Below are 18,574 nucleotides of genomic sequence, written 5' to 3'. Positions count from 1 at the left end.
TGAAGTCCGCGGATAAATGATGATGGGAGATTCGATTAATTTAGGAACAGCTTCCTAATCTCAGGATATTTGACATCCGGCTCAAGCAATGGACCTGTTTCTGTGAGGGGAGCTGGTTTCCAATGGGTAACAATTTTCTCCAAGCCAATTGGATATATCGTCAGGTTTCCTTCCTTGTCAATATGGATGCGAAGGAAGTTTTTCCAGTCTTCAACCTTTAAAGAGGAAAAAGCCTCATTGCTGTGCCGACCGAAAACATTTAACGATATATAGAGATAAAGCCCCATTAAAGATGATCCGATTACCCACCCACCAATTGCCATGAATAGCATGTATAGAGCAAGAGTCCCTGGGCCCCAATCCAATTTCAAGTACGATCTAAGCAAAAATATTACCCCGCCATTGATTAGTAGAGCAGCAGTTATATGGCTTAAACCATGTATACATCCTGCGATCCATTTATACCTTCGAGAATGAGTGTCGGTAAATAGCCAAAAGCCACCAACAATGATTAACATCCAAAATATAGCCTGAATGGAGTGGGTTGCTTTATAGATTGTTATCACAAGAGAGTCCCCAAAAGATCCATCTGGAGGAGAAGGGCTATCCACCCCAAAGACAGCAAAAGCTAACATGAGGTAAATAATAGAGGTCACGATGCCAAACGTTTTGTTTTTGGCCAGAAACAAAAGATTTCCTCTGCAAAGCTGTCTGGATTTTTGCTGGTCAGGGAAATCTTTCATTCGTCTAAAAATCCGCTTTTCCTTTGAAGTGATTTGTTCAGAAAAATGTTCCTTAATGTATTGCTCTTTAAAGTCGTGTGTGGGATGTAAGAATGCTCCTCCGCCACCAGCAGTTATTTTGACTACTTTTTTGCTATGGTCAGGATTCCCCTTTGAATCCTCAGGGACGAATTCAAAACGACGATAATGATGCTGGTCACCCGCAATGAACACCTGTATTTGTTTTTTCAAAAGTTTTTCCAGAAAGAATAGATTGTTTTCATTATAGGTATGATCGTACTCTCCATATTTTGAAGAGGAAACCCAATAGGGCTCTGCATTGCATAGAATAACACGGTCACCCTCTTGCATCTGTTCGGCAATACTTTCAAAAAATTTAATTTGGGGACCATCGATATCAGAGTTTAATTGTACATCTGTGCCTAACAGCCACCAATGGTGAGGGAGTTTGATGGCAAAATAGCTTTTCTGCTGTGGTGCTTGCCAGCCATTGAACCACTTACGAGAGCAGAACAATCTTGTGAATGCAACAAGTCCATCGTACCAATCATGGTTACCTGGTATGGCAAATACTTGGGGATGGGGATGCTCAGAGTATCTCATAGCAAGATAATAGGGTGTAATTAAACGTGTCTCATATGCCTTTTTATTAGCGGTAGGGTATACCTGATCGCCTCCGAAAATTAAGATGTTGCCTCTTGATGTGATGTGGCTATGATTAGAATCGTTATCTTCTAGACACAATGTCGGACGCGAAAGATAGTAGGCCACTGTGTATGTAGAATTGAAGCCATCACCCAGGTCACTAACATAATCAATCCATACCTCTTCACGTTCACGCGACTCATCTAAACAATAGAAGCCCTGTTTGTCTGTTACATAATTACCTTGCTCATCCTGTTTAATAGCTTTCGAGTAATCTTCGAAACGGGGTGCGCTTTGTCCATAAGCCTCGATCAATCTAAAATCCGAGTAGAGTCCAAATAGTGTCGAAAGCAATGTTTTGATCCCTGTTACAATCAGTTGCTTAGGATTGTACCAATTGACCATGCCTGGTCTGGCTGTATGATCGTATCGCATTCGAGCAGCTAATGGAGGGATAAAGGAAGTTTTTGGGGATGTCTCATGTTTTTTCTTCATATTGATCTAATTCTCCTCGGGAATGATGCAGATATTGTTATTGTAATAACCTGCAAAATGATAGCTTTGGACACCAGCCTAGTAGGTAAACATTATGCTATCTAGAACAATCCTTTCCAATATATCCCTGAAGTAAAAAAAAAACGGACATGTTGCCCGTTTCTAATCTTCTGGAGTGCGGTCAAGAAAAAGCTTAGTGACTGAAGTATACTCTCCTTTTTCTACCTCATCAGCGCTCGCTTTTTCTTCAAGTGGATCATGACCGTTCATACTTGGAGCTATCGTTGGTTCTTCCTTTGGGGAACGTTGTCGTGAGTCCATTATGATCACCACCCTACGGATTTGATCTTTCTAAACATGTAGTTATTTCATGTTCTAGGTTTCACTACTTTTTGAAAACCTATCCAAAATGATGGGATTTAACACTACATTACTTGTGTGTGGAGGGAAATTATGTCTAATAATATCCATTATCTATGTTAAAAAGGTGAACCAGTTGCTAGGCACACACGTGGAACATGATCATCCTAAAACCTATAGAAAGGTATAGAGATGCAAGACGGATGCAATTTAGATGCTTTTCGGCGCACAGGTATAATTATTGTTCGATTATCTTGGTTGGCTATAGTGGACCGTTCTCGACAGAATTTCTAAACTTTACTCGACAACATGGGACGGCATGGGCGTGTTGTAAAAGAATCATTAAGACAGGAGATATTTATAAAGTAGCCCTAGCCTCTATGTAACAAAGAAGAAATTTGTGTTGCAAATTACGCACCTTACCTTTAGCTAAAAAGGAAGACAGCCGGGTTTTCGCCGACCGTCATCGCTTTTCTGTTCTTAATATTATGTTCTCTATTCACACGGACGTACGATTTCTTTTGTTAACACTTTCAGGGCATCACGTACACTTTTAGCGAAGACCAAAGGTTCCTCAAGCTTTTCATAGTGGATATACCATAGATTAGGGTCGGTAAATAGCCAGTGGTTATGAAGGGCAGTTACCTTTATGCCATGTTCTCGAAGTCTTGAAATATACGGATTGATCTCCTCAGTGAGAATGACTGTCTCACCAAGACACAAAGCCCTACCATTCTTCTTACTGTTTTCAAAAGAATGAAATTGTGGGATGGTTAAGGGAGATTTCGACCTTCTGCCTAAGATAGTAGGTTTTATGTTGGTACGGAGGGTCTGGGCAGTACAGACACCATTAACGACTGTGGGTTCGGCGTTAAGAATTTCCGCGAATCTGCGGCAAAGAGGGCTAATTTTCATATTCCATACCTCCTTTCCTTATGATCCCTATTAAGATATGGGAGTCCAGAATGAAAGGTATAGGCATTGATTGTACGAGAAAAACCTAATTCTTGAGAAAATTTATGTTCACTGAAGACAATTTCGAACCCAAGTATGATCAATTGTATGATACGGTTTATTTAGGTACTGACATTGGCGCTAACCAGCAACGTTGGGCGGTTTCTGTAAAGAACTACGCTACGAAGAAAGAAGTGAAGTTACCAAGAACCACGCCGGATGGGAAAAAAATAGTCGATGCTCAAATGATACCTGGAATGGCGAGGGCTGGAGATACTAATGTTCCCAAAGGACACATTGGAAACGGAAATTTCAGCATAAGGGAAAAGGTGATGGACGGTACTGAGTATATTTCTATCTACTCGTTTAACAATGACCAATTGAAAAGGCTTAGCTCGACAAAATTTGAAACTCCTGAAGGTTTATATGCGAATTTATCAGGTAACGGGAATTACGAGCTTTTCGCCCACTTCTATAAAGATGATTTATCCGGGACCAAGCTTATGGGGGTTCGTGTTTTCCATATTTTGGGCGGTAATGAAATCGAACAATATTACGAACTATTTAAATAAGTCGGGGGTTATTCTCGATTTTTTCTTTTACCAATCAACTTCAAGACACGTAAATGAATATGATAAGGAGTTGTTGGCGACTTGTTGACCAAATTCGTCAACAAGTATTATAAAACATCACAACGCCATTAAAAGTAAGTGTAAAAACTCATATCTAATCATAAATAACTAAAAGATTACAGAGCATCAAATCAACTGCGCTTCCCTCTGAGGAGGCATGTTTTACATGATAGTAATATAACTAGTTGGTGAACCTTACAAATTTGTTATATTTGTGTAAGGTTATTCGATAGTTGAAATAGAAGGTAAATGCAATAATAGCAGCATAAGAAATCATTTGAGGTGAATGTTATGAAAGGAAATCATATTTTATCTTCTTTATGCTACTTAAGTGTCTTTTTTGCTCCATTTTTACTACCGATTATTGTTTATTTCGTAGGTGACCATGCGGTTAAAGTTCATGCTAAAAAAGCGCTGTGGACGCATCTGATTCCGTATGTAACCCTAGTTATTGGACTTGCAGTATCAGGCACCATTGGCTTGAATCAAGGAACAGAGACAGCAGTGGGATTTAGTATCATCGCTACCTATGCTATTACTGCAATTGTAATGATTTACTATTTCATTTGGAATATTGTAAAAGGTGTAAAGGTCTTAAATGAAATGTAATGTTACCAAGAGAACGTAATATCGTTTGTTCCGTTTAGAAAACCGTGTAGACAGAGAATCTATACGGTTTTTTATTTTGTTGTAATAAAACAAAAAGATCGTCCGTCTAATTTGTGTATTCTGTAAATTGGAGTGAAAAAATGTGGAGTGCAATCATGAGGTCGAACGCTTATTTGTTCAATTCAAAAATGATATTTACAATTACCTCGTCTATTACACAGGAAGCACGGATGTCGAGGATTTGGTCCAGGAGGTGTTTATCAAAGTATTAACCAATTTACATCGTTTTGAGTACAAGTCTAATCCCAAAACATGGCTCTTTACCATTGCGCGACATGCTGCGATTGACTTTTATCGAAAGCAAAAGGTAAAAAAGCTACTAGGTGGGAAACTATTCCATTATCTTATCTCAACTGAAAAAACGCCAGACGAGGCTCTGGAAGCAAGGGAAGAAAGTAGGGAGCTATATACAGCGATCAGCAAGCTAAAACAAGCATATCGCGACGTTGTGATACTGAGAGGAATTCAGCGTCTAACCGGAGCTGAAACCGCTGAAATATTAGGATGGAGTCAAACGAAGGTAAATGTCACGATGCACAGGGCAATGAAACAACTGGAACAAGAGCTACTCCATTCTGCAAAGGGAGGAATTAGACATGAATCTTTCTCATGAGCAAAAAAAGCTGTATGATCAAATACAAAATATGCCTCGTTATGCTTTAGATGGGCAGAAAAGTCAAGAGATTCAAAAAGTGATTGCAAGAAAAGTTCAACAGCGAAGAGCTATTAATAGAATGGGCCATCGTTTTAAATGGGGGGTCACATGTGCAGCCATATTATGTATTTGTGTCATGTTATATAAAAATAACACTGGAATTTTACCTGCTCTTCAGTCAACAGGTAGTTCTATCCTGCATACCTCACAGGAAGCTTCTGACAAAATGAAACGAATCTCACCATTAGATGCAATGTCAGCTCCTGCAAGAGTCACCTTTCAGAAATTTTTGACAGCATTCCCGGAATTGCAGTTGTATTCCAAGGTTAAGATAGAGGAGAAAATCGATTTTACAGAAAAACATATCTATGATGTAACTATAGAAAAGGGAGAAAACAAAATCGCTTCTATGGAGATAGACAAGATTACAGGGCAATTGAAATCATTTAATCGCTTTAAGCAGGAATCAGATTCCCAAACGGCCTTGTCTGTTTCTGAAGCTCAGAAGAAAGCTACCTTGTGGCTGAAGCGTATCGATGAGAAAATCACACAGGATTACACTGCTTCTCATGTTGAATCTGCTGCACAAATTGGTGGTATAGAAGGAAAGAAACCAACGAATGTAATTCTACGTTCTATTGTCCAATTTAAACCTGTGAATCTGCCCGAGACTTCATCGTACTATGCTTATTTTGTCACACTGGATGCTCAGGGGGAGCTATTACATATTACATTCAAACGTACGGCCGAAAGAAGTGAGGAAGTGGAGCATAAGATTCAGACAGCTTGGAATGAAACAATGAAAGCTTTTGCCTTGAATCAACCGGACTGGGTGACGATTGGTTACTTCGAAATGAGGGAATTGCTCCATCAGCCTCCAAAGAGCCTTGGCAATCCAATTGAAGCGGCTTATTTATTGGAAATAGCAGAAGGAGAGCTAATTAAACATCGAATCCGAGGGGATATTATTCCGTTACTGCTTGTCCACCCGACTCAAAAGAGGGGATATCTGATTTGGAAGAGAGAAAACGGAAATAAGGCTGCAATTGAGCTAAATTGGGTGAAAGGCAAGTGGGTCAGCAAGTTTATTGAAAAAAAGCCAGAGGATCAACAGAAAACGAAACACTGAGGAAATGACGTTCAAAAATCAAGGAATAAAAACCGAGACCTTTTTCATAAGGCTCGGTTTTTTTATTTATACACATTCAGGTCTGTGGTGAACAGTTTTTCTAGTTGATAAAAAGTTGATTTTTATTTGCTTTAATTGAAAAAAGAAAGGAGCTTTCCAATGAAAGAGATAAAAATGGAGATCAAGCATTCGAATGCTGATGGGGCTTGTTAAGCCAACAGAAGGCCAAATCCTGATAAATGGTGTAGGTAACCACAAAAAGGGAGCAGGCGCTTAGGGAGATAGGGGCAATGGTAGTGACGCCTATATATGTCAGGAAGAAAAAACCTTCAAAACTTAGCGAGATTAAATCCAGGCATGTCGAGAAAAGAGCAGGAAAACAAAGTGGAACAAGTGCTTGAAATTGTAGGGTTAAAGACGGATAAGGTCGACAGAGGAAACGACAAAGTCAAAACGTATTCGCTGGGAATGAAGCAGCGGTTAGGAATTGCTCAATCACTATTAAATAACCCTCGCATTGTCATATTGGATGAATCTGCAAACGGACTCGACCCTATGGGGATGAGAGAGCTAAGAGAGTTAATCGTAAGGCTAAAAGAAAGCTTCGGTATCACATTCTTTATTTCCAGTCATTTACTTGATGAACTTCAAAAAATATGCAACCGATTTGTGATCATAAAGGAAGGCAGAATGAAATGGTATGGCGACGATAAAGCTCTTCTTGAGCAGATGGAGGAGGGTATGACACTCAAAGTTTTGGGGAAAGAAGATAAATGTTCTTTGTTTTATCGCTGTTCCTTTTATTGTTTGGCTTGCATGCACGTTTTCGCTGGAAATGAATGCAAAAGTCAAGCTGACAGATGTGGCTTTTAGCTCCAACATGAATTTTCATATCACTAGTTTACAAGAGATGCTTCTTACCGCATGCAATGCTATTACGATTGTGTTCTTTTCATTAAGCTTTAACGAAGAGTATCGGCGTGGAAGCCTACGAATGGCTTATGTAAGACCTATTGCGATCAACCAGGTATATTGGGCCAAAACCTGTATACTTTTGATCGCACTGAAGGGGCCGTTATTCTTAGGTATGAAGATTTCTTTTTATATCATATTGGATTTTTATACAATCTGATCGAAAAAATACGAGATGAACTCTTTTTTAATCTTTTTGTTTTTTCCCATTGTGCTGCTTACTCCAATCTTAACCATTGCGATTCTATCGTATCAGTTTTCTAAGGGAATAACCGACCCCCTCAAGGAAATAATCAATGCAAGCAGCATGATTTCCAACAACGAACTAGATTTTTCAATTGATACCTCGTATAACAATGAAATGGGACAGGCCTTGAAAGCTTTTGAAAATATGCGCTCAGCTTTAGAAAGCTCTTTAAAGACACAGTGGTCAATGACAGAACAGCGTAAAGACATGATCTTAGCCTTAACCCATGATATTAAACCCCCTATAACAATCATTTGTGGTCATATAGAGCTTTTGACAGGCTCATATTCTTCTATAACAGAAGAGCAGAAGGATAAGTCATTACAAACAATAGGTACCCATGCTCAGCGAGTAAAAAGATTCATTCAAGAGTTAAATGAGGTCTGGGACTTAGAAAGACCAGAGTTTGTACTTCAGAAAAAGCAAGTTAATCTTGCCGAGTTTTTGGCAGAGATAGAAGATAAATTTTCGTATTTATGCAAACAAAAGGAAGTAGTATTTTCCGTTACGCACTCGCTTGATGCGGGGTGTCGAGGTAGCTTTGACCCGTTTCGGATAGGGGAAGTGATAGAGAACATTGTTTCCAATGCCATAAAGCATACATCGAGTGGAGATCGCATCAGGCTCGAAGCTTTTTTAACAGATGAGTCATTAACCATGAAAATAACTGACTTAGGAGCTGGTTTTGAATCACAAGAGCTCTCTACTATTTTTACTAAATATTATAAGGGTAGCAACAGTGGCATGCATAAATCAAGTGTTGGGCTTGGCTTGTACATATGTCAATTGATTGTGGAAAAACATGAAGGAGCAATTAAGGCCTATAATCACAATGAGTCTGGAGGTGCTGTGATAGAATTTACGATCCTAGTGTAAGATATAGCGCAACTGAGTAATCCTGCGTAGAATTTGTAGATGTTAGCAAGGTATTTTATGAAATGCTTTATTTACGAAAAGAAAGAGGGGAAAAAGGGATGGTATTAACCAGCCCCCTTACCTCCTTCTGTGTGTTATGCTAGAAGCCCTTATACTGAGGTTCTTCTTGTTCTAACTGTTGAACACGAGTTTCCAGTTGGTCAATAATGGTTTGTGCTTGCTCGGCAGATTTTGTAAAAGCTTGCTTTGCTTGTTTATTTTGTGTACTTAATGCAAAGGTTTCTAAATTGGCCTGTGCACTTTTTAAGCTAGCCAGAGTTTGTTTTACTGAAGAAGCTACTGTCATCGATATCACCTCCTGATTTAGTATGTCTCTAACTCTTTGGTTTAAATACAACTGCTCCTAAAAAACCAAAAATAATGGCAGCCGAAATACCTGCACTGGTTACTTCAAAAATGCCTGTAATAATCCCGACAATACCATCCCGTTGCATTTCTTCCATAGCCCCATGTACTAGAGCATTCCCAAAACTTGTAATGGGGACCGTAACACCGGCTCCGGCCCATTTGATTAACGGTTCATACCAACCTAGTCCATCCATAATGGCCCCAACTACCACTAGGGTAGACATTGTATGAGCAGGTGTTAATTTGGCAACATCCATTAATAATTGACCGATGACACAGATGATGCCTCCAACAATAAATGCCCAAATAAAGATGCTCACTCATTTCCCCCCCTCTCAATAGCTACAGCGTGTGCTATACAAGGAATCGTTTCATTTTGTTGAAAGCTGAGTGGTGAAAGCAGAGCGCCTGTTGCTACAACCAAAATTCGGTTCCATTCCCCATTAGCTAACCGATTTAACAAATGACCATATGTTACAGTGGCACAGCATGCACAGCCGCTACCCCCGGAGAAAACCTCCTGATTGTCGTTATAAATTAATAATCCACAATCTGTGAAAGCTTCCTCACGAATGGAAAATCCATGCTTTTTCAATAGTTTTCCTGCGATTGAGTGACCAAGTTTTCCAAGATCGCCCGTAGCGATCAAATCATAATAATCAGGCCCAATTTGCATATCTCGAAAATGAGCTTGTATGGTATCTACTGCCGCGGGAGCCATAGCTGCCCCCATATTTTGGGGGTCAGTCAGTCCCATATCGACAACTTTACCAATCGTAGCAGAGGAAACTCTCGGACCTGTTCCTTGAGGTGCAACCACGGCTGCTGCCGCACCAGTTACCGTCCACTGTGCAGAGGGAGGCTTTTGTGCACCATACTCTGTGGGATAACGATACTGTTTCTCAGCAGTCGAATTGTGGCTGCAAGTACTCGTAAGAACATAATTAGCTGACCTGCTATCTATCAATTGGGCTGCTAAAGCCAACCCCTCCATAGAGGTTGAACAAGCACCAAATATCCCTAGATAAGGTACCCCAATCGTACGTGCTGAAAAGCTTGAGGAGGTGATTTGGTTCATTAAGTCTCCTGTAATGAGATAATTGATATCTCCTTTTTGCAAGCTAGCTCGTTTGACAGCGAGATCACAAGCTTCTTCCAGCATCATTTTTTCTGCCTTTTCAAAGCTGTCTTGCTCCAGCCAGGTATCACTATGAAGAATATCAAAATCATTCGCAATTTTTCCTTGTGCTTCGAAAGGCCCACCAACAGTTGCGGTGGATAAAATCGTTGGCTTGCTTGGAAAAATCCATGATTGATGTCCCTTTAACATCTTCAGATCCTCCTATCCTACCGCATAAGTAACAAACCATTTTACTAACGCGATGAAAAATGCGGCAACTACACCAAAAACGATAACAGAGCCTGCTAATTTAAACATGTTGCCGCCCACACCAAGTACATATCCTTCACTTTTGTGTTCAATAGCTGCTGAAGCAATCGAATTGGCAAAACCGGTAACAGGAACAGCAGTTCCAGCACCTCCGAATTGTGCAAGCTTGTCGTATACGCCAAAACCAGTTAGGAGAACAGAAATGGCGATTAGGACAGCAGAGGTTGGGTTTCCAGCGCTTTTTTCATCAAAGTGAAAAAAGTGAATGAAAAAGGTTTGAATAAATTGTCCAAGTAAACAAATCAAACCACCAACCCAAAAAGCCCGAATGGTATTTTTAAGCACAGGTCGTGGAGGCTCTAACGCTTTTGCAAAGGCTTGATATTCGATTTGAGTTGCGGTTAATTTACTGTTTTTTGTAGCCATTGTTAACTCCTTTATTGATGTAGTCAAAGTTAATTTGGAATACAAAGCCAGTTTTTATACCTGACTTTTATAGATAAAAACCAACAAAGTAACACAATCTAAATACATAGAAGGATTAGATGTTACTAGGGAGGATATTTATGCCTGAATTCTGGGAGATTGTTATTAGGTCAATCGTTACGCTTTTTACTTTATTGTTCTTGACCCGTTTAATGGGAAAACGCCAAATTGCCCAAGCCACTTTTTTTGAATATATTGTAGGTGTTACGATTGGCTCTATTGCGGGATTCATTTCTGCTGACGTTGATGATAGGTTTTTGAACGGATTCGTTAGCATGATCATTTGGGCCCTTATTTCATTTCTTCTCAGTTATCTATCGGTCAAAAGTAAGACAGTGAGCGATATAGTTGAAGGAAATGCTCGTGTACTGATCAAAGATGGGAAAATTATGGAGGATAATCTCAAGAAAGAGAATTATACTGGTGAGGAATTGTTAGAACAATTGCGCTTAAAAAATGTATTCTCAATTGCAGATGTTGAGTATGCGCTATTAGAGCAGAACGGTCAGATTAGTGTCCTGCTCAAAAAAGAAAATCAACCGCTTACTGCCAAAGATCTGAATATCCAAGGAGCTCCAAGCCGAGAGCCTCAAACGGTCATTTTGGATGGGAATGTCATGTTAGAGCCTTTGGCAACCACAGGATTGTCGAAAAGATGGCTCCACACAACTCTCAATAAGATGGGAATACCATTGGAAAACGTTTATATAGGACAAGTAGACAGTTATGGGCAATTGAATGTAGATTTATATGATGACCAAATTACTGTACCAGTCCCTCAGGAAAAACCATTGACATTGTCTACGTTGAAAAAATGCCAAGCAGATTTGGAGACTTTTTCACTTGAAACAAAAAATAACGTGGCCAAAAAGGAATATGAGAAGGGGGCTCAAAGCTTAAAAAAAATGATAGAAGGGGTAAAACCTTTCTTACAGAGCTAACAAGGGTCGATACAGAAGCCCTTATAATAGGAACCTTGTCCAGCCAAGTTACTAAAATCATCAAGGGGCTAATGCTTAGGCTATATGACAGGAACCTGATAATGGCAGGGGTATAAAATTGATTGCAACTTACATGAAAGGTAAGCTATCCTTAATTGGATGGCTTTTTTGCCTTTCCTATTACATTCATGGAAAGATAGAAACGAAGCGTGAATAAAATGAGAAAGAAAAGAAATTTTGATATAAATTAAATAACATAATTAACATTATGTAAACAATCCACTGACTGATTACTACCAAACTTCAAACATTACGTAAATATTTTACAAAGTTCTTACAAACCTATCACAAATTAACCATTGCCTTGCCATGTTCCACCAAATCGTGTTACACTCACAAACAATTACAACAGATTTATAGCCATGTTACGGTGTTTGATTTCAGGATCAGACTTAAAAGGGAAGTTCGGTGAAAATCCGATGCGGTCCCGCCACTGTAAATGAGGAGCAACATCCGATACACCACTGTTCGCTTTTGCAGAGAATGGGAAGGGAGGATGCTTGCGAGGATTCATGAGCCAGGAGACCTGCCGTAAGATGTAACACTCCCACGAGGATGGGCAGGTGTTTGGGTAGGTCGTATGATGATAGTGTACATACACCTATAGGAATTGGTTTGTCCAAAAACCCAAGCATCTGTCTCCTTTTGGAACGGATGCTTTTTTGTGCGAATCTTTAAGTAATAACATGTTAGCGGGGCGTAGAGGTCCAATTGCGGTGCCACCTGCACTTGAAGCTTGGGTGATCACTGAGTTAGTAGTTTCATTTTGTTACTTTGTTTTAAATAGGGGGGAGAAGCATGCAACAAACCGCCACGACAGCCCCAAGGTCAGTAAACAGCATCGGTACGCAATATACAAAAAATTGGATAGCGAAATTGATGGGAAGCGGCGTGGTATTATTTTTATCGCTGACGGTTGCAATCATGCTGGGACCAGTACAAATTGACCCAGTTACCGTTTGGAAGGTCATAGGCTCACATGTTCCTTTTGTACAACAATGGGTAGGGACAGACGTGTCTAACGCGCAGATGCATATTGTTTGGGATATTCGACTGCCACGTGTTTTATTATCTGCGGTTGTAGGTGCCGGGTTGTCTATTGTTGGGATAGCCATTCAGGCATTGATTCGTAATCCTTTAGCTGATCCATATATCTTAGGCGTATCATCAGGGGCATCGGTGGGAGCAACAGCAGTGCTGTTATTTGGTAGTTTGGGAGTATTTGGTTCGTATGCGCTTTCTTTAGCGGCCTTTTTAGGTGCTTTGGCTTCCGTTATATTGGTGTTTCTTTTGTCTTTGGTAGGCGGAAGGGTGCAGCTAATACGTTTGTTGTTAGCTGGAATAGCTGTGTCTATTATGTTGTCAGCGCTTACTAGTTTTTTTATTATGCTGGCACCAAGAGCGGAAAGCCTTTCAAGTGTGCTGTACTGGATGATGGGAAGCTTCACTCGTGCCAAGTGGGAGTCACTTGTATTGCCAACGATTGCAGTACTTGCTTTCTTTATATTCTTATGGGTAAATGCACGCAATCTAAATTTGTTGATACTAGGGGAAGAAACCTCTACGCTACTTGGCTTACATCCAGAAAATATGCGTAAGATTCTACTGATTACGATTTCTCTCGTTACAGGCTTACTGGTTGCTGTAAGCGGTAGCATTGGCTTTGTTGGTTTAATGTTACCCCATATCTTTCGCTTGTGGGTGGGTTCTGATCATAGGAGGCTAATCCCTCTTTGTGCCTGTGGTGGAGCGATTTTTATGATCTGGGCGGATGTATTGGCTAGACTAATCATTGCCCCCGAAGAATTGCCGATAGGAATAGTCACAGCGCTTTGCGGCGGTCCATTTTTTATCTGGCTGCTGCGTCGTAGGGCGTATACGTTTGGAGGAAGCTAATGTGCCTACAAAATTGGACGTAGACAAGCATGTTGAGTTAAAACAAGTTGGATATGAGATTCAAGGGACATGTATCTTGCAGGATATAGATTTACACGTACAAAAAGGAGAATTCGTGGGCTTGCTTGGCCCGAATGGTAGTGGTAAATCTACTCTTCTTAAGCAGGTATATCGGACTCTTTTACCCACTACAGGCAGTATCTATTTACTGGAAAGAGAGCTTGGTCAATACCAGCAGAAGCAATTAGCAAAAGAACTGAGTGCAGTGGTTCAAGAAACGCAGATTCAATTTGATTTTAATGTATACGAGCTTGTACTGATGGGACGTTCTCCGCACAAGAGTATGTGGGAGCAGGAGAATAAGCATGATCTAGCGTTAGTAGAGCAAGCTCTAGCTCAAGTTGGCCTGCAGAACATGGGTGATCGGAGTTATCTGAGTTTATCCGGGGGAGAAAAGCAGCGCGTCTTATTAGCAAGAGCAATTGTACAAGAGACCGATCTGTTACTGCTGGATGAACCGACTAATCATTTGGACATCCATCATCAATTAGGGATGCTCAAATTGCTGAAACAACAGCAAAAAAGCGTATTGGCCGCCTTACATGATTTAAATTTGGCCGCTATGTTCTGCGATCGTCTTTATATGCTAGAAAAAGGAGTTATCGTTTGCTCTGGAACTCCTCAGGAAGTTCTTCGGCCTGAAATTTTAGAACGAGTGTACAAGATTCAAACAGAAGTAACCGTTCATCCAGTTACAGGAAGAGTGAACATTCATTATATGATCCCAGATCAGGTTATTTGTTGAATAAAGGAAAAGGTAGGAAAACAAGATGAACAAACGTACTATGCAAAGCTCCACTACGAAGAAGCAAGGCCTTTTGCATAAAGGTCAAAAGATGATGATTACAATCTTTGCCGGTCTTTCATTACTAGTAAGTGGCTGTGGAAATGGGACGATTCCTCAGGCAGCTTCTACTAATTCACAACCAGTAGCTGAGAAGATTCAAATTAAAAATGGAGAGCATACGTTAACCTTCGAACAAGCACCGAAGCGAGTAGTGAGTATGAATCAGCATGTGACCGAAATGCTACTAGCATTAGGTGTTGAAGACGTAATGGTCGGTACAGCTTATCCTGACGACGAAGTCTTGCCCGAATATAAGGAAAAATATGATCAAATCAAGCTTTTGTCTAAGCAATATCCTTCCTTAGAAGTCTTTCTAAGTGTAGATCCTGACTTCGTTATTGGCAGAAGCTCTGCATTTACAGCAAAAGGAATTGGCAGTGTAGAAGAGCTGCAAAAAATTGGTATCCCGGCTTATACCATTACAGGAACGATATCTAAGCATCCGACAGTCGACGAGGTTTATGAGGATTTGATGCAATTAGGTAAAATTCTGCATGTAGAGGATCGTGCTAAGGATATTGTTGCTAAAATGAAAACGGATATTCAGGCTATTCAACAAAAGATAGGAAACATAGAAAAGCCAGTCAAAGTTTTGGTCTTTGATAGTGTTAATTCAGGTTTGTATACAACAGGAAATTCCTTAGAAACTCGTTTAATCGAAATGGCTGGCGGACAAAACGTATTTGGTGATTTAGAAAAATCATGGAGTGAAGTGAGCTGGGAAGAAGCCATAAAACGAGCCCCCGATGTAATTGTAATCAATGATTATGATAAACCAAGTGCAGAAGAGAAGATCAAGTATTTACTAGAAAACAAAGCACTTTCCGATATCCCTGCTATTAAGAATAAGAGATTTGTTAGCTTGCCACTCTCCGATGTATTTGAAGGTGTTCGAAATGTGCGAGCGGTAGAAATACTTGCAAAAGGATTTTATCCAGAGAAGTTCTAATATAAGAGCTCATATGGTAGCTTTTACAGAAAGCATATGCTGGAATATGGTTGACCATCTTATCTTCGCATGTGCTTTTTTTATGGAGATAATGAAGAGGATTCGTCTTAGTTGTAGGTATAAATAAAAATACAATTATATTTGCAACCTTTTTGTAACCAAATCGGTCATAGATTGTGCATAGGTACATTCATACGGATTGATACCAATTGCACCAGGAATCGTGTGGGAGAATTAGCGTAACAGATTCTATGAAAGGAATTATACAAGGAAGAAAGAAGTATCTATCTTCCTGATTTTACCTTGACAAGGATTTATACCGACAAGGTAAATTCTACATTCAAGACACATTGATAAAAACAAGCTAACAAAACCATTTCACAGCAACAAGCGAAAAGTTGTTTGATAACTCAAAAGTCGATGATCTGAATATAAGCCAACTAAATTCCTTTTCGTAAAAGGAATCTGTTACCTGACACTTCTCCCATACACTTTAACCGCCATGCTGCCACCACAGCTATGGCGGTTTTTTTATGATCGATGAGACGTAAAAAAATTATTTATGGCCTCTCACGGGGAGCAGGGAAGGTAAATTTGCTTTCACAGGGAACTGATTCCGTATGGTAATCAACTCTGATACCGTAATCATTTCAAAGCCGCGTTTTTTAAGCTCCGGCAAAATGATTTTCAAGGCATCTACAGTTTGCTGACGATCTCCGCCATGGTCATGAAATAAGATGATATCGCCATTTCTTACATTTTTCAGCACCTTGTTGACAATCTTTTGTACCCCTGGATTCGTCCAATCCTTAGTATCCTGATGCCAGGACCACATTACAACCAAGTAACCCATCTCTTTTGCGGCAGCCACAATTTTTTCGTTATAACTACCACCAGGTGGACGAAATAGAGTAGGTACTATCCCTGTTGTCGTTTGAATTATGGATTGAGCAGACTCCAATTCGATTTTTAGTCGTTGTTTTGAAAGACGTCTTAAATCTGGATGGGTAAAGGTGTGGTTTGCCAGCTCGTGATTTTGCTGTATCATCTGCTTAGCTAGCTTTGGATTTTTTTGAATGCGGCTACCGACTGTAAAAAAGGTGGATTGAACGCCATATTTCTGTAGTAGCTCTAAGATTTGAGGGGTGTAGGTTTCGTTTGGTCCATCATCAAAGGTTAGAGCAATGGCCTTTTTTTCTGTAGGCAAGTCCCAAATAGCTTCTCCCCGTTTTTCATAATAATCGCGGTTTTTTTGCCGGATCGTTACTTCATAAGAGGTAGGCTGCTCGATGAATCGCATTTGTTCATCAAGAAGCGATTTTGCTTGTGTTGCGTGGGGAGTATCAGAGAAGGCTTGTATAGCTAGTAGGACTATGACAAAGAGCAGGAAGAATCTATCGCTGATTTTACGTAGCATGAAGCGCTCCTTTCTGATCGGCCTTTTCTTCTTGAACGTCCTCGTGAATTTCTTACATAAATGTTAGTATGCGCTTTTTTTAGCAAAGCATGAGACATACAAGGAAGAAAGAAAGCAAAAAGCCCTGCCAGTAAGCAGAGCGTTTGGAACGATTTCTTATTTGTAGTCACCTATTAGATAATTATAGAATGGAGCATCTACATAAAAAGGATAGGAGGTAACTTTTACCTTAGGGTCAATCTTCTTAAAACCAGCAACAACCTGTGCGGATTTCTCGTTTAACGAGAAGGATTGAGCCACATAATTGTCTTTTTCCATATAGTTATTGGTAATCTGTTTATACCCATTCATTCCATTCAGCGAGAAGTAGAGCGGTTGCCACCAAGATGAAATAAGCAAACCAGTCTGATTTTCCGTATCTTTTTTTGCATACGAATGAATGATTTTGTCAAAGGCTTGTTTATCAGCTACAGATGTGAATTCAAAACTGATATCGTATTCTTTGGAGTAGGCGATGTATTTTCCGTTATCAATCTTTACTACTTGATAATCAGGAGTGATGACAGGCTGGCCCCATTCGGCTAAATAGATAAAAGCGGATGTTTTCGGCTCTAGTTGTACTTTTGCTACCAGCCCCTCACTTTTTAGCAAACCGATCAGTTGAATGGCATGCTGTATGTCACTATGACCATAGGTGAGTGAAAGTGCCGGGTCAAACCGTGGGACGAATCGTTTATCCTTGAGATTATACCCCGTAACGATATCTTGTTTAAGTGCCTCGTCTACGATCTTTTGTAATTCCTCAGCTTTGATTAAATTGGTGGTTTTCCAGGAATGAGAAACCTTACTATAAATATCCTCATCAGTTGTTAGGCCTAGGAAATGCTTATATTCTCCTTTATATTCGAGTACTTTTCCGATCAGTAAAGCTGCTTCATCGGGCGAGACAGCTTGATTTTTGATAACTGTTTGAGCAAGAGATTCTGGGACTAGCTTTGTATCGATTGCCACAGCAATCTCTTGCGCTGCCTTAATGGGAAGCTGACCTGTTTTATATGAGAGGGCTACAGAAGCAAAGGCTTTTTTTACTTTCGCTTCCGGATACGTATAAGCTAATTCTTTCAGACCAGCAGCACGGACCGTATAAGAGATGGCATCTTGAACGGTTAAGGATTCATTTGGCTTTAGTGTAGTGGCATTAACGATCCCTTGTTCTTGCAGAGCACTAGCGGCCTGTGCTAAAGTAGAACCCTCTTTTACATCAGTAAATGAGATTTTGTTTTCTTTTGATGGTTGTAAAGCAAGTACAGTCGTTAGAGCTTGTAGATAATCAGCTCGGGTTACCTGTTTTGGAAAGGTTAGCTGATAATTGGTCTGTAAGAATTGGGCATATTCATTCAAATGAGGGGCAGTGACGGCCGAAGATGTCCCTTGAGCGGCAAGCAGTAAAGTCTCCTGAGCATAAACAGATGGAGAAGCTGTTAACACACTTAAAGCTAAAACAAAAGCTAGTCCAGACTTTTTCATTGGATGCAGGGTTCGTTTCATGTTAGTTTGACCTCCCAATTTAGATAAATTTTAACTGAACTAAACTTCTTGCAGAAAAAGGTTTAGTTTGCTACTTGTCGGTAAAATCCATAAAATTACAATAAAAAGACGTTTTTATACCCATATTATAAAGGGATAGAAGGGCTTTTTAAAAGGATTATTTTTTCGGAATGTAAGTAAAATGCATTAAAAATT

General features: G+C 39.9%; 19 protein-coding genes and 1 riboswitch. Of the genes, 10 read left to right on the top strand and 9 right to left on the bottom strand.

The window, feature by feature from the left end; all coding sequences use genetic code 11:
- Window positions 1–35: 35 nt before the first annotated feature.
- The 3 genes from AYJ08_RS11725 to AYJ08_RS11720 form a co-directional block, all read right to left on the bottom strand.
- Window positions 36–1,883, bottom strand: a complete 1,848-nt coding sequence (locus tag AYJ08_RS11725; protein WP_064017872.1) for a metallophosphoesterase — start codon at window positions 1,881–1,883, stop codon at window positions 36–38.
- Between the two features lie 162 nt (window positions 1,884–2,045).
- A complete protein-coding gene (locus AYJ08_RS23970; protein ID WP_197490632.1) occupies window positions 2,046–2,204 on the bottom strand; it encodes a hypothetical protein in 159 nt (52 codons plus the stop codon).
- Between the two features lie 534 nt (window positions 2,205–2,738).
- Window positions 2,739–3,158 carry a DUF1259 domain-containing protein gene (locus tag AYJ08_RS11720; RefSeq protein ID WP_064017871.1) on the bottom strand — a complete coding sequence of 140 codons (420 nt, stop codon included), beginning with the start codon at window positions 3,156–3,158 and terminating at the stop codon, window positions 2,739–2,741.
- Between the two features lie 92 nt (window positions 3,159–3,250).
- On the opposite strand from AYJ08_RS11720, the gene AYJ08_RS11715 reads away from it, so the two are divergent.
- From AYJ08_RS11715 to AYJ08_RS11690, 6 genes are all read left to right on the top strand, one after another.
- Window positions 3,251–3,769 (top strand): hypothetical protein, encoded by a 519-nt coding sequence (locus tag AYJ08_RS11715; RefSeq protein ID WP_157452855.1) that lies wholly within the window; start codon window positions 3,251–3,253, stop codon window positions 3,767–3,769.
- Window positions 3,770–4,120: 351 nt separating this feature from the next.
- Window positions 4,121–4,438 (top strand): magnetosome magnetite crystal formation protein family, encoded by a 318-nt coding sequence (locus AYJ08_RS11710; RefSeq protein ID WP_064017869.1) that lies wholly within the window; start codon window positions 4,121–4,123, stop codon window positions 4,436–4,438.
- Window positions 4,439–4,580: 142 nt separating this feature from the next.
- Window positions 4,581–5,111, top strand: coding sequence for an RNA polymerase sigma factor (locus tag AYJ08_RS11705; protein ID WP_064017868.1), 531 nt, complete (start codon window positions 4,581–4,583; stop codon window positions 5,109–5,111).
- On the top strand, window positions 5,095–6,282 hold the full coding sequence (locus AYJ08_RS11700; RefSeq protein ID WP_064017867.1) for a hypothetical protein: 1,188 nt from the start codon (window positions 5,095–5,097) through the stop codon (window positions 6,280–6,282). The genes AYJ08_RS11705 and AYJ08_RS11700 overlap by 17 nt, the downstream gene beginning before the upstream one ends.
- A gap of 384 nt (window positions 6,283–6,666) precedes the next feature.
- Window positions 6,667–7,155: an ATP-binding cassette domain-containing protein gene (locus tag AYJ08_RS24450; RefSeq protein ID WP_231929090.1), complete on the top strand. Its 489-nt coding sequence runs from the start codon at window positions 6,667–6,669 to the stop codon at window positions 7,153–7,155.
- Between the two features lie 274 nt (window positions 7,156–7,429).
- A complete protein-coding gene (locus AYJ08_RS11690) occupies window positions 7,430–8,377 on the top strand; it encodes a HAMP domain-containing sensor histidine kinase (RefSeq protein ID WP_064017865.1) in 948 nt (315 codons plus the stop codon).
- Window positions 8,378–8,516: 139 nt separating this feature from the next.
- On the opposite strand, the gene AYJ08_RS11685 is transcribed toward AYJ08_RS11690, so the two are convergent.
- The 4 genes from AYJ08_RS11685 to spoVAC are packed head-to-tail and all read right to left on the bottom strand — an operon-like array spanning window position 8,517 to window position 10,601.
- Window positions 8,517–8,723, bottom strand: a complete 207-nt coding sequence (locus tag AYJ08_RS11685) for a DUF1657 domain-containing protein (RefSeq protein WP_031415302.1) — start codon at window positions 8,721–8,723, stop codon at window positions 8,517–8,519.
- Between the two features lie 28 nt (window positions 8,724–8,751).
- On the bottom strand, window positions 8,752–9,105 hold the full coding sequence (gene spoVAE / locus AYJ08_RS11680) for a stage V sporulation protein AE (protein WP_031415301.1): 354 nt from the start codon (window positions 9,103–9,105) through the stop codon (window positions 8,752–8,754).
- Window positions 9,102–10,115 (bottom strand): stage V sporulation protein AD, encoded by a 1,014-nt coding sequence (spoVAD, locus tag AYJ08_RS11675; protein ID WP_031415300.1) that lies wholly within the window; start codon window positions 10,113–10,115, stop codon window positions 9,102–9,104. Before spoVAD ends, spoVAE begins: the two co-directional genes overlap by 4 nt.
- Before the next feature lie 12 nt (window positions 10,116–10,127).
- Window positions 10,128–10,601: a stage V sporulation protein AC gene (gene spoVAC, locus AYJ08_RS11670; protein ID WP_064017864.1), complete on the bottom strand. Its 474-nt coding sequence runs from the start codon at window positions 10,599–10,601 to the stop codon at window positions 10,128–10,130.
- Window positions 10,602–10,741: 140 nt separating this feature from the next.
- Here spoVAC and AYJ08_RS11665 point away from each other — a divergent pair, with 140 nt between their 5' ends.
- From AYJ08_RS11665 to AYJ08_RS11650, 4 genes are all read left to right on the top strand, one after another.
- Window positions 10,742–11,602 (top strand): DUF421 domain-containing protein, encoded by an 861-nt coding sequence (locus AYJ08_RS11665; protein ID WP_064017863.1) that lies wholly within the window; start codon window positions 10,742–10,744, stop codon window positions 11,600–11,602.
- 411 nt (window positions 11,603–12,013) lie between these two features.
- A riboswitch (cobalamin riboswitch) is annotated at window positions 12,014–12,210 on the top strand.
- Window positions 12,211–12,460: 250 nt separating this feature from the next.
- Window positions 12,461–13,558 (top strand): FecCD family ABC transporter permease, encoded by a 1,098-nt coding sequence (locus AYJ08_RS11660; RefSeq protein ID WP_064017862.1) that lies wholly within the window; start codon window positions 12,461–12,463, stop codon window positions 13,556–13,558.
- Between the two features lies 1 nt (window position 13,559).
- Entirely contained in the window at window positions 13,560–14,363 is an 804-nt protein-coding gene (locus AYJ08_RS11655; RefSeq protein WP_064017861.1) for an ABC transporter ATP-binding protein, read from the top strand.
- 25 nt (window positions 14,364–14,388) lie between these two features.
- Window positions 14,389–15,414: an ABC transporter substrate-binding protein gene (locus tag AYJ08_RS11650; protein WP_064017860.1), complete on the top strand. Its 1,026-nt coding sequence runs from the start codon at window positions 14,389–14,391 to the stop codon at window positions 15,412–15,414.
- A gap of 556 nt (window positions 15,415–15,970) precedes the next feature.
- Here the strand turns inward: AYJ08_RS11650 and AYJ08_RS11645 are convergent.
- Together AYJ08_RS11645 and AYJ08_RS11640 are read right to left on the bottom strand one after the other, a co-directional pair.
- Window positions 15,971–16,831: a polysaccharide deacetylase family protein gene (locus AYJ08_RS11645; protein WP_064017859.1), complete on the bottom strand. Its 861-nt coding sequence runs from the start codon at window positions 16,829–16,831 to the stop codon at window positions 15,971–15,973.
- 156 nt (window positions 16,832–16,987) lie between these two features.
- Window positions 16,988–18,379 (bottom strand): hypothetical protein, encoded by a 1,392-nt coding sequence (locus AYJ08_RS11640; RefSeq protein WP_064017858.1) that lies wholly within the window; start codon window positions 18,377–18,379, stop codon window positions 16,988–16,990.
- Between the last annotated feature and the right edge of the window lie 195 nt (window positions 18,380–18,574).

Source organism: Brevibacillus sp. SKDU10 (genome assembly GCF_001645205.1).
Taxonomy (GTDB): Bacteria; Bacillota; Bacilli; order Brevibacillales; family Brevibacillaceae; genus Brevibacillus_B; species Brevibacillus_B halotolerans.
Note: the sequence above shows the minus strand (reverse complement) of the source record. Positions and strands in the feature narration are given on the sequence as shown.

Coding starts and splice junctions, on each gene's coding strand:
- AYJ08_RS11725 (WP_064017872.1), bottom strand. CDS start 1,883: ATGAAGAAAAAACATGAGACATCCCCAAAAACTTCCTTTATCCCTCCA.
- AYJ08_RS23970 (WP_197490632.1), bottom strand. CDS start 2,204: ATGGACTCACGACAACGTTCCCCAAAGGAAGAACCAACGATAGCTCCA.
- AYJ08_RS11720 (WP_064017871.1), bottom strand. CDS start 3,158: ATGAAAATTAGCCCTCTTTGCCGCAGATTCGCGGAAATTCTTAACGCC.
- AYJ08_RS11710 (WP_064017869.1), top strand. CDS start 4,121: ATGAAAGGAAATCATATTTTATCTTCTTTATGCTACTTAAGTGTCTTT.
- AYJ08_RS11700 (WP_064017867.1), top strand. CDS start 5,095: ATGAATCTTTCTCATGAGCAAAAAAAGCTGTATGATCAAATACAAAAT.
- AYJ08_RS11690 (WP_064017865.1), top strand. CDS start 7,430: ATGAACTCTTTTTTAATCTTTTTGTTTTTTCCCATTGTGCTGCTTACT.
- AYJ08_RS11685 (WP_031415302.1), bottom strand. CDS start 8,723: ATGACAGTAGCTTCTTCAGTAAAACAAACTCTGGCTAGCTTAAAAAGT.
- spoVAD (WP_031415300.1), bottom strand. CDS start 10,115: ATGTTAAAGGGACATCAATCATGGATTTTTCCAAGCAAGCCAACGATT.
- spoVAC (WP_064017864.1), bottom strand. CDS start 10,601: ATGGCTACAAAAAACAGTAAATTAACCGCAACTCAAATCGAATATCAA.
- AYJ08_RS11665 (WP_064017863.1), top strand. CDS start 10,742: ATGCCTGAATTCTGGGAGATTGTTATTAGGTCAATCGTTACGCTTTTT.
- AYJ08_RS11660 (WP_064017862.1), top strand. CDS start 12,461: ATGCAACAAACCGCCACGACAGCCCCAAGGTCAGTAAACAGCATCGGT.
- AYJ08_RS11650 (WP_064017860.1), top strand. CDS start 14,389: ATGAACAAACGTACTATGCAAAGCTCCACTACGAAGAAGCAAGGCCTT.
- AYJ08_RS11645 (WP_064017859.1), bottom strand. CDS start 16,831: ATGCTACGTAAAATCAGCGATAGATTCTTCCTGCTCTTTGTCATAGTC.
- AYJ08_RS11640 (WP_064017858.1), bottom strand. CDS start 18,379: ATGAAACGAACCCTGCATCCAATGAAAAAGTCTGGACTAGCTTTTGTT.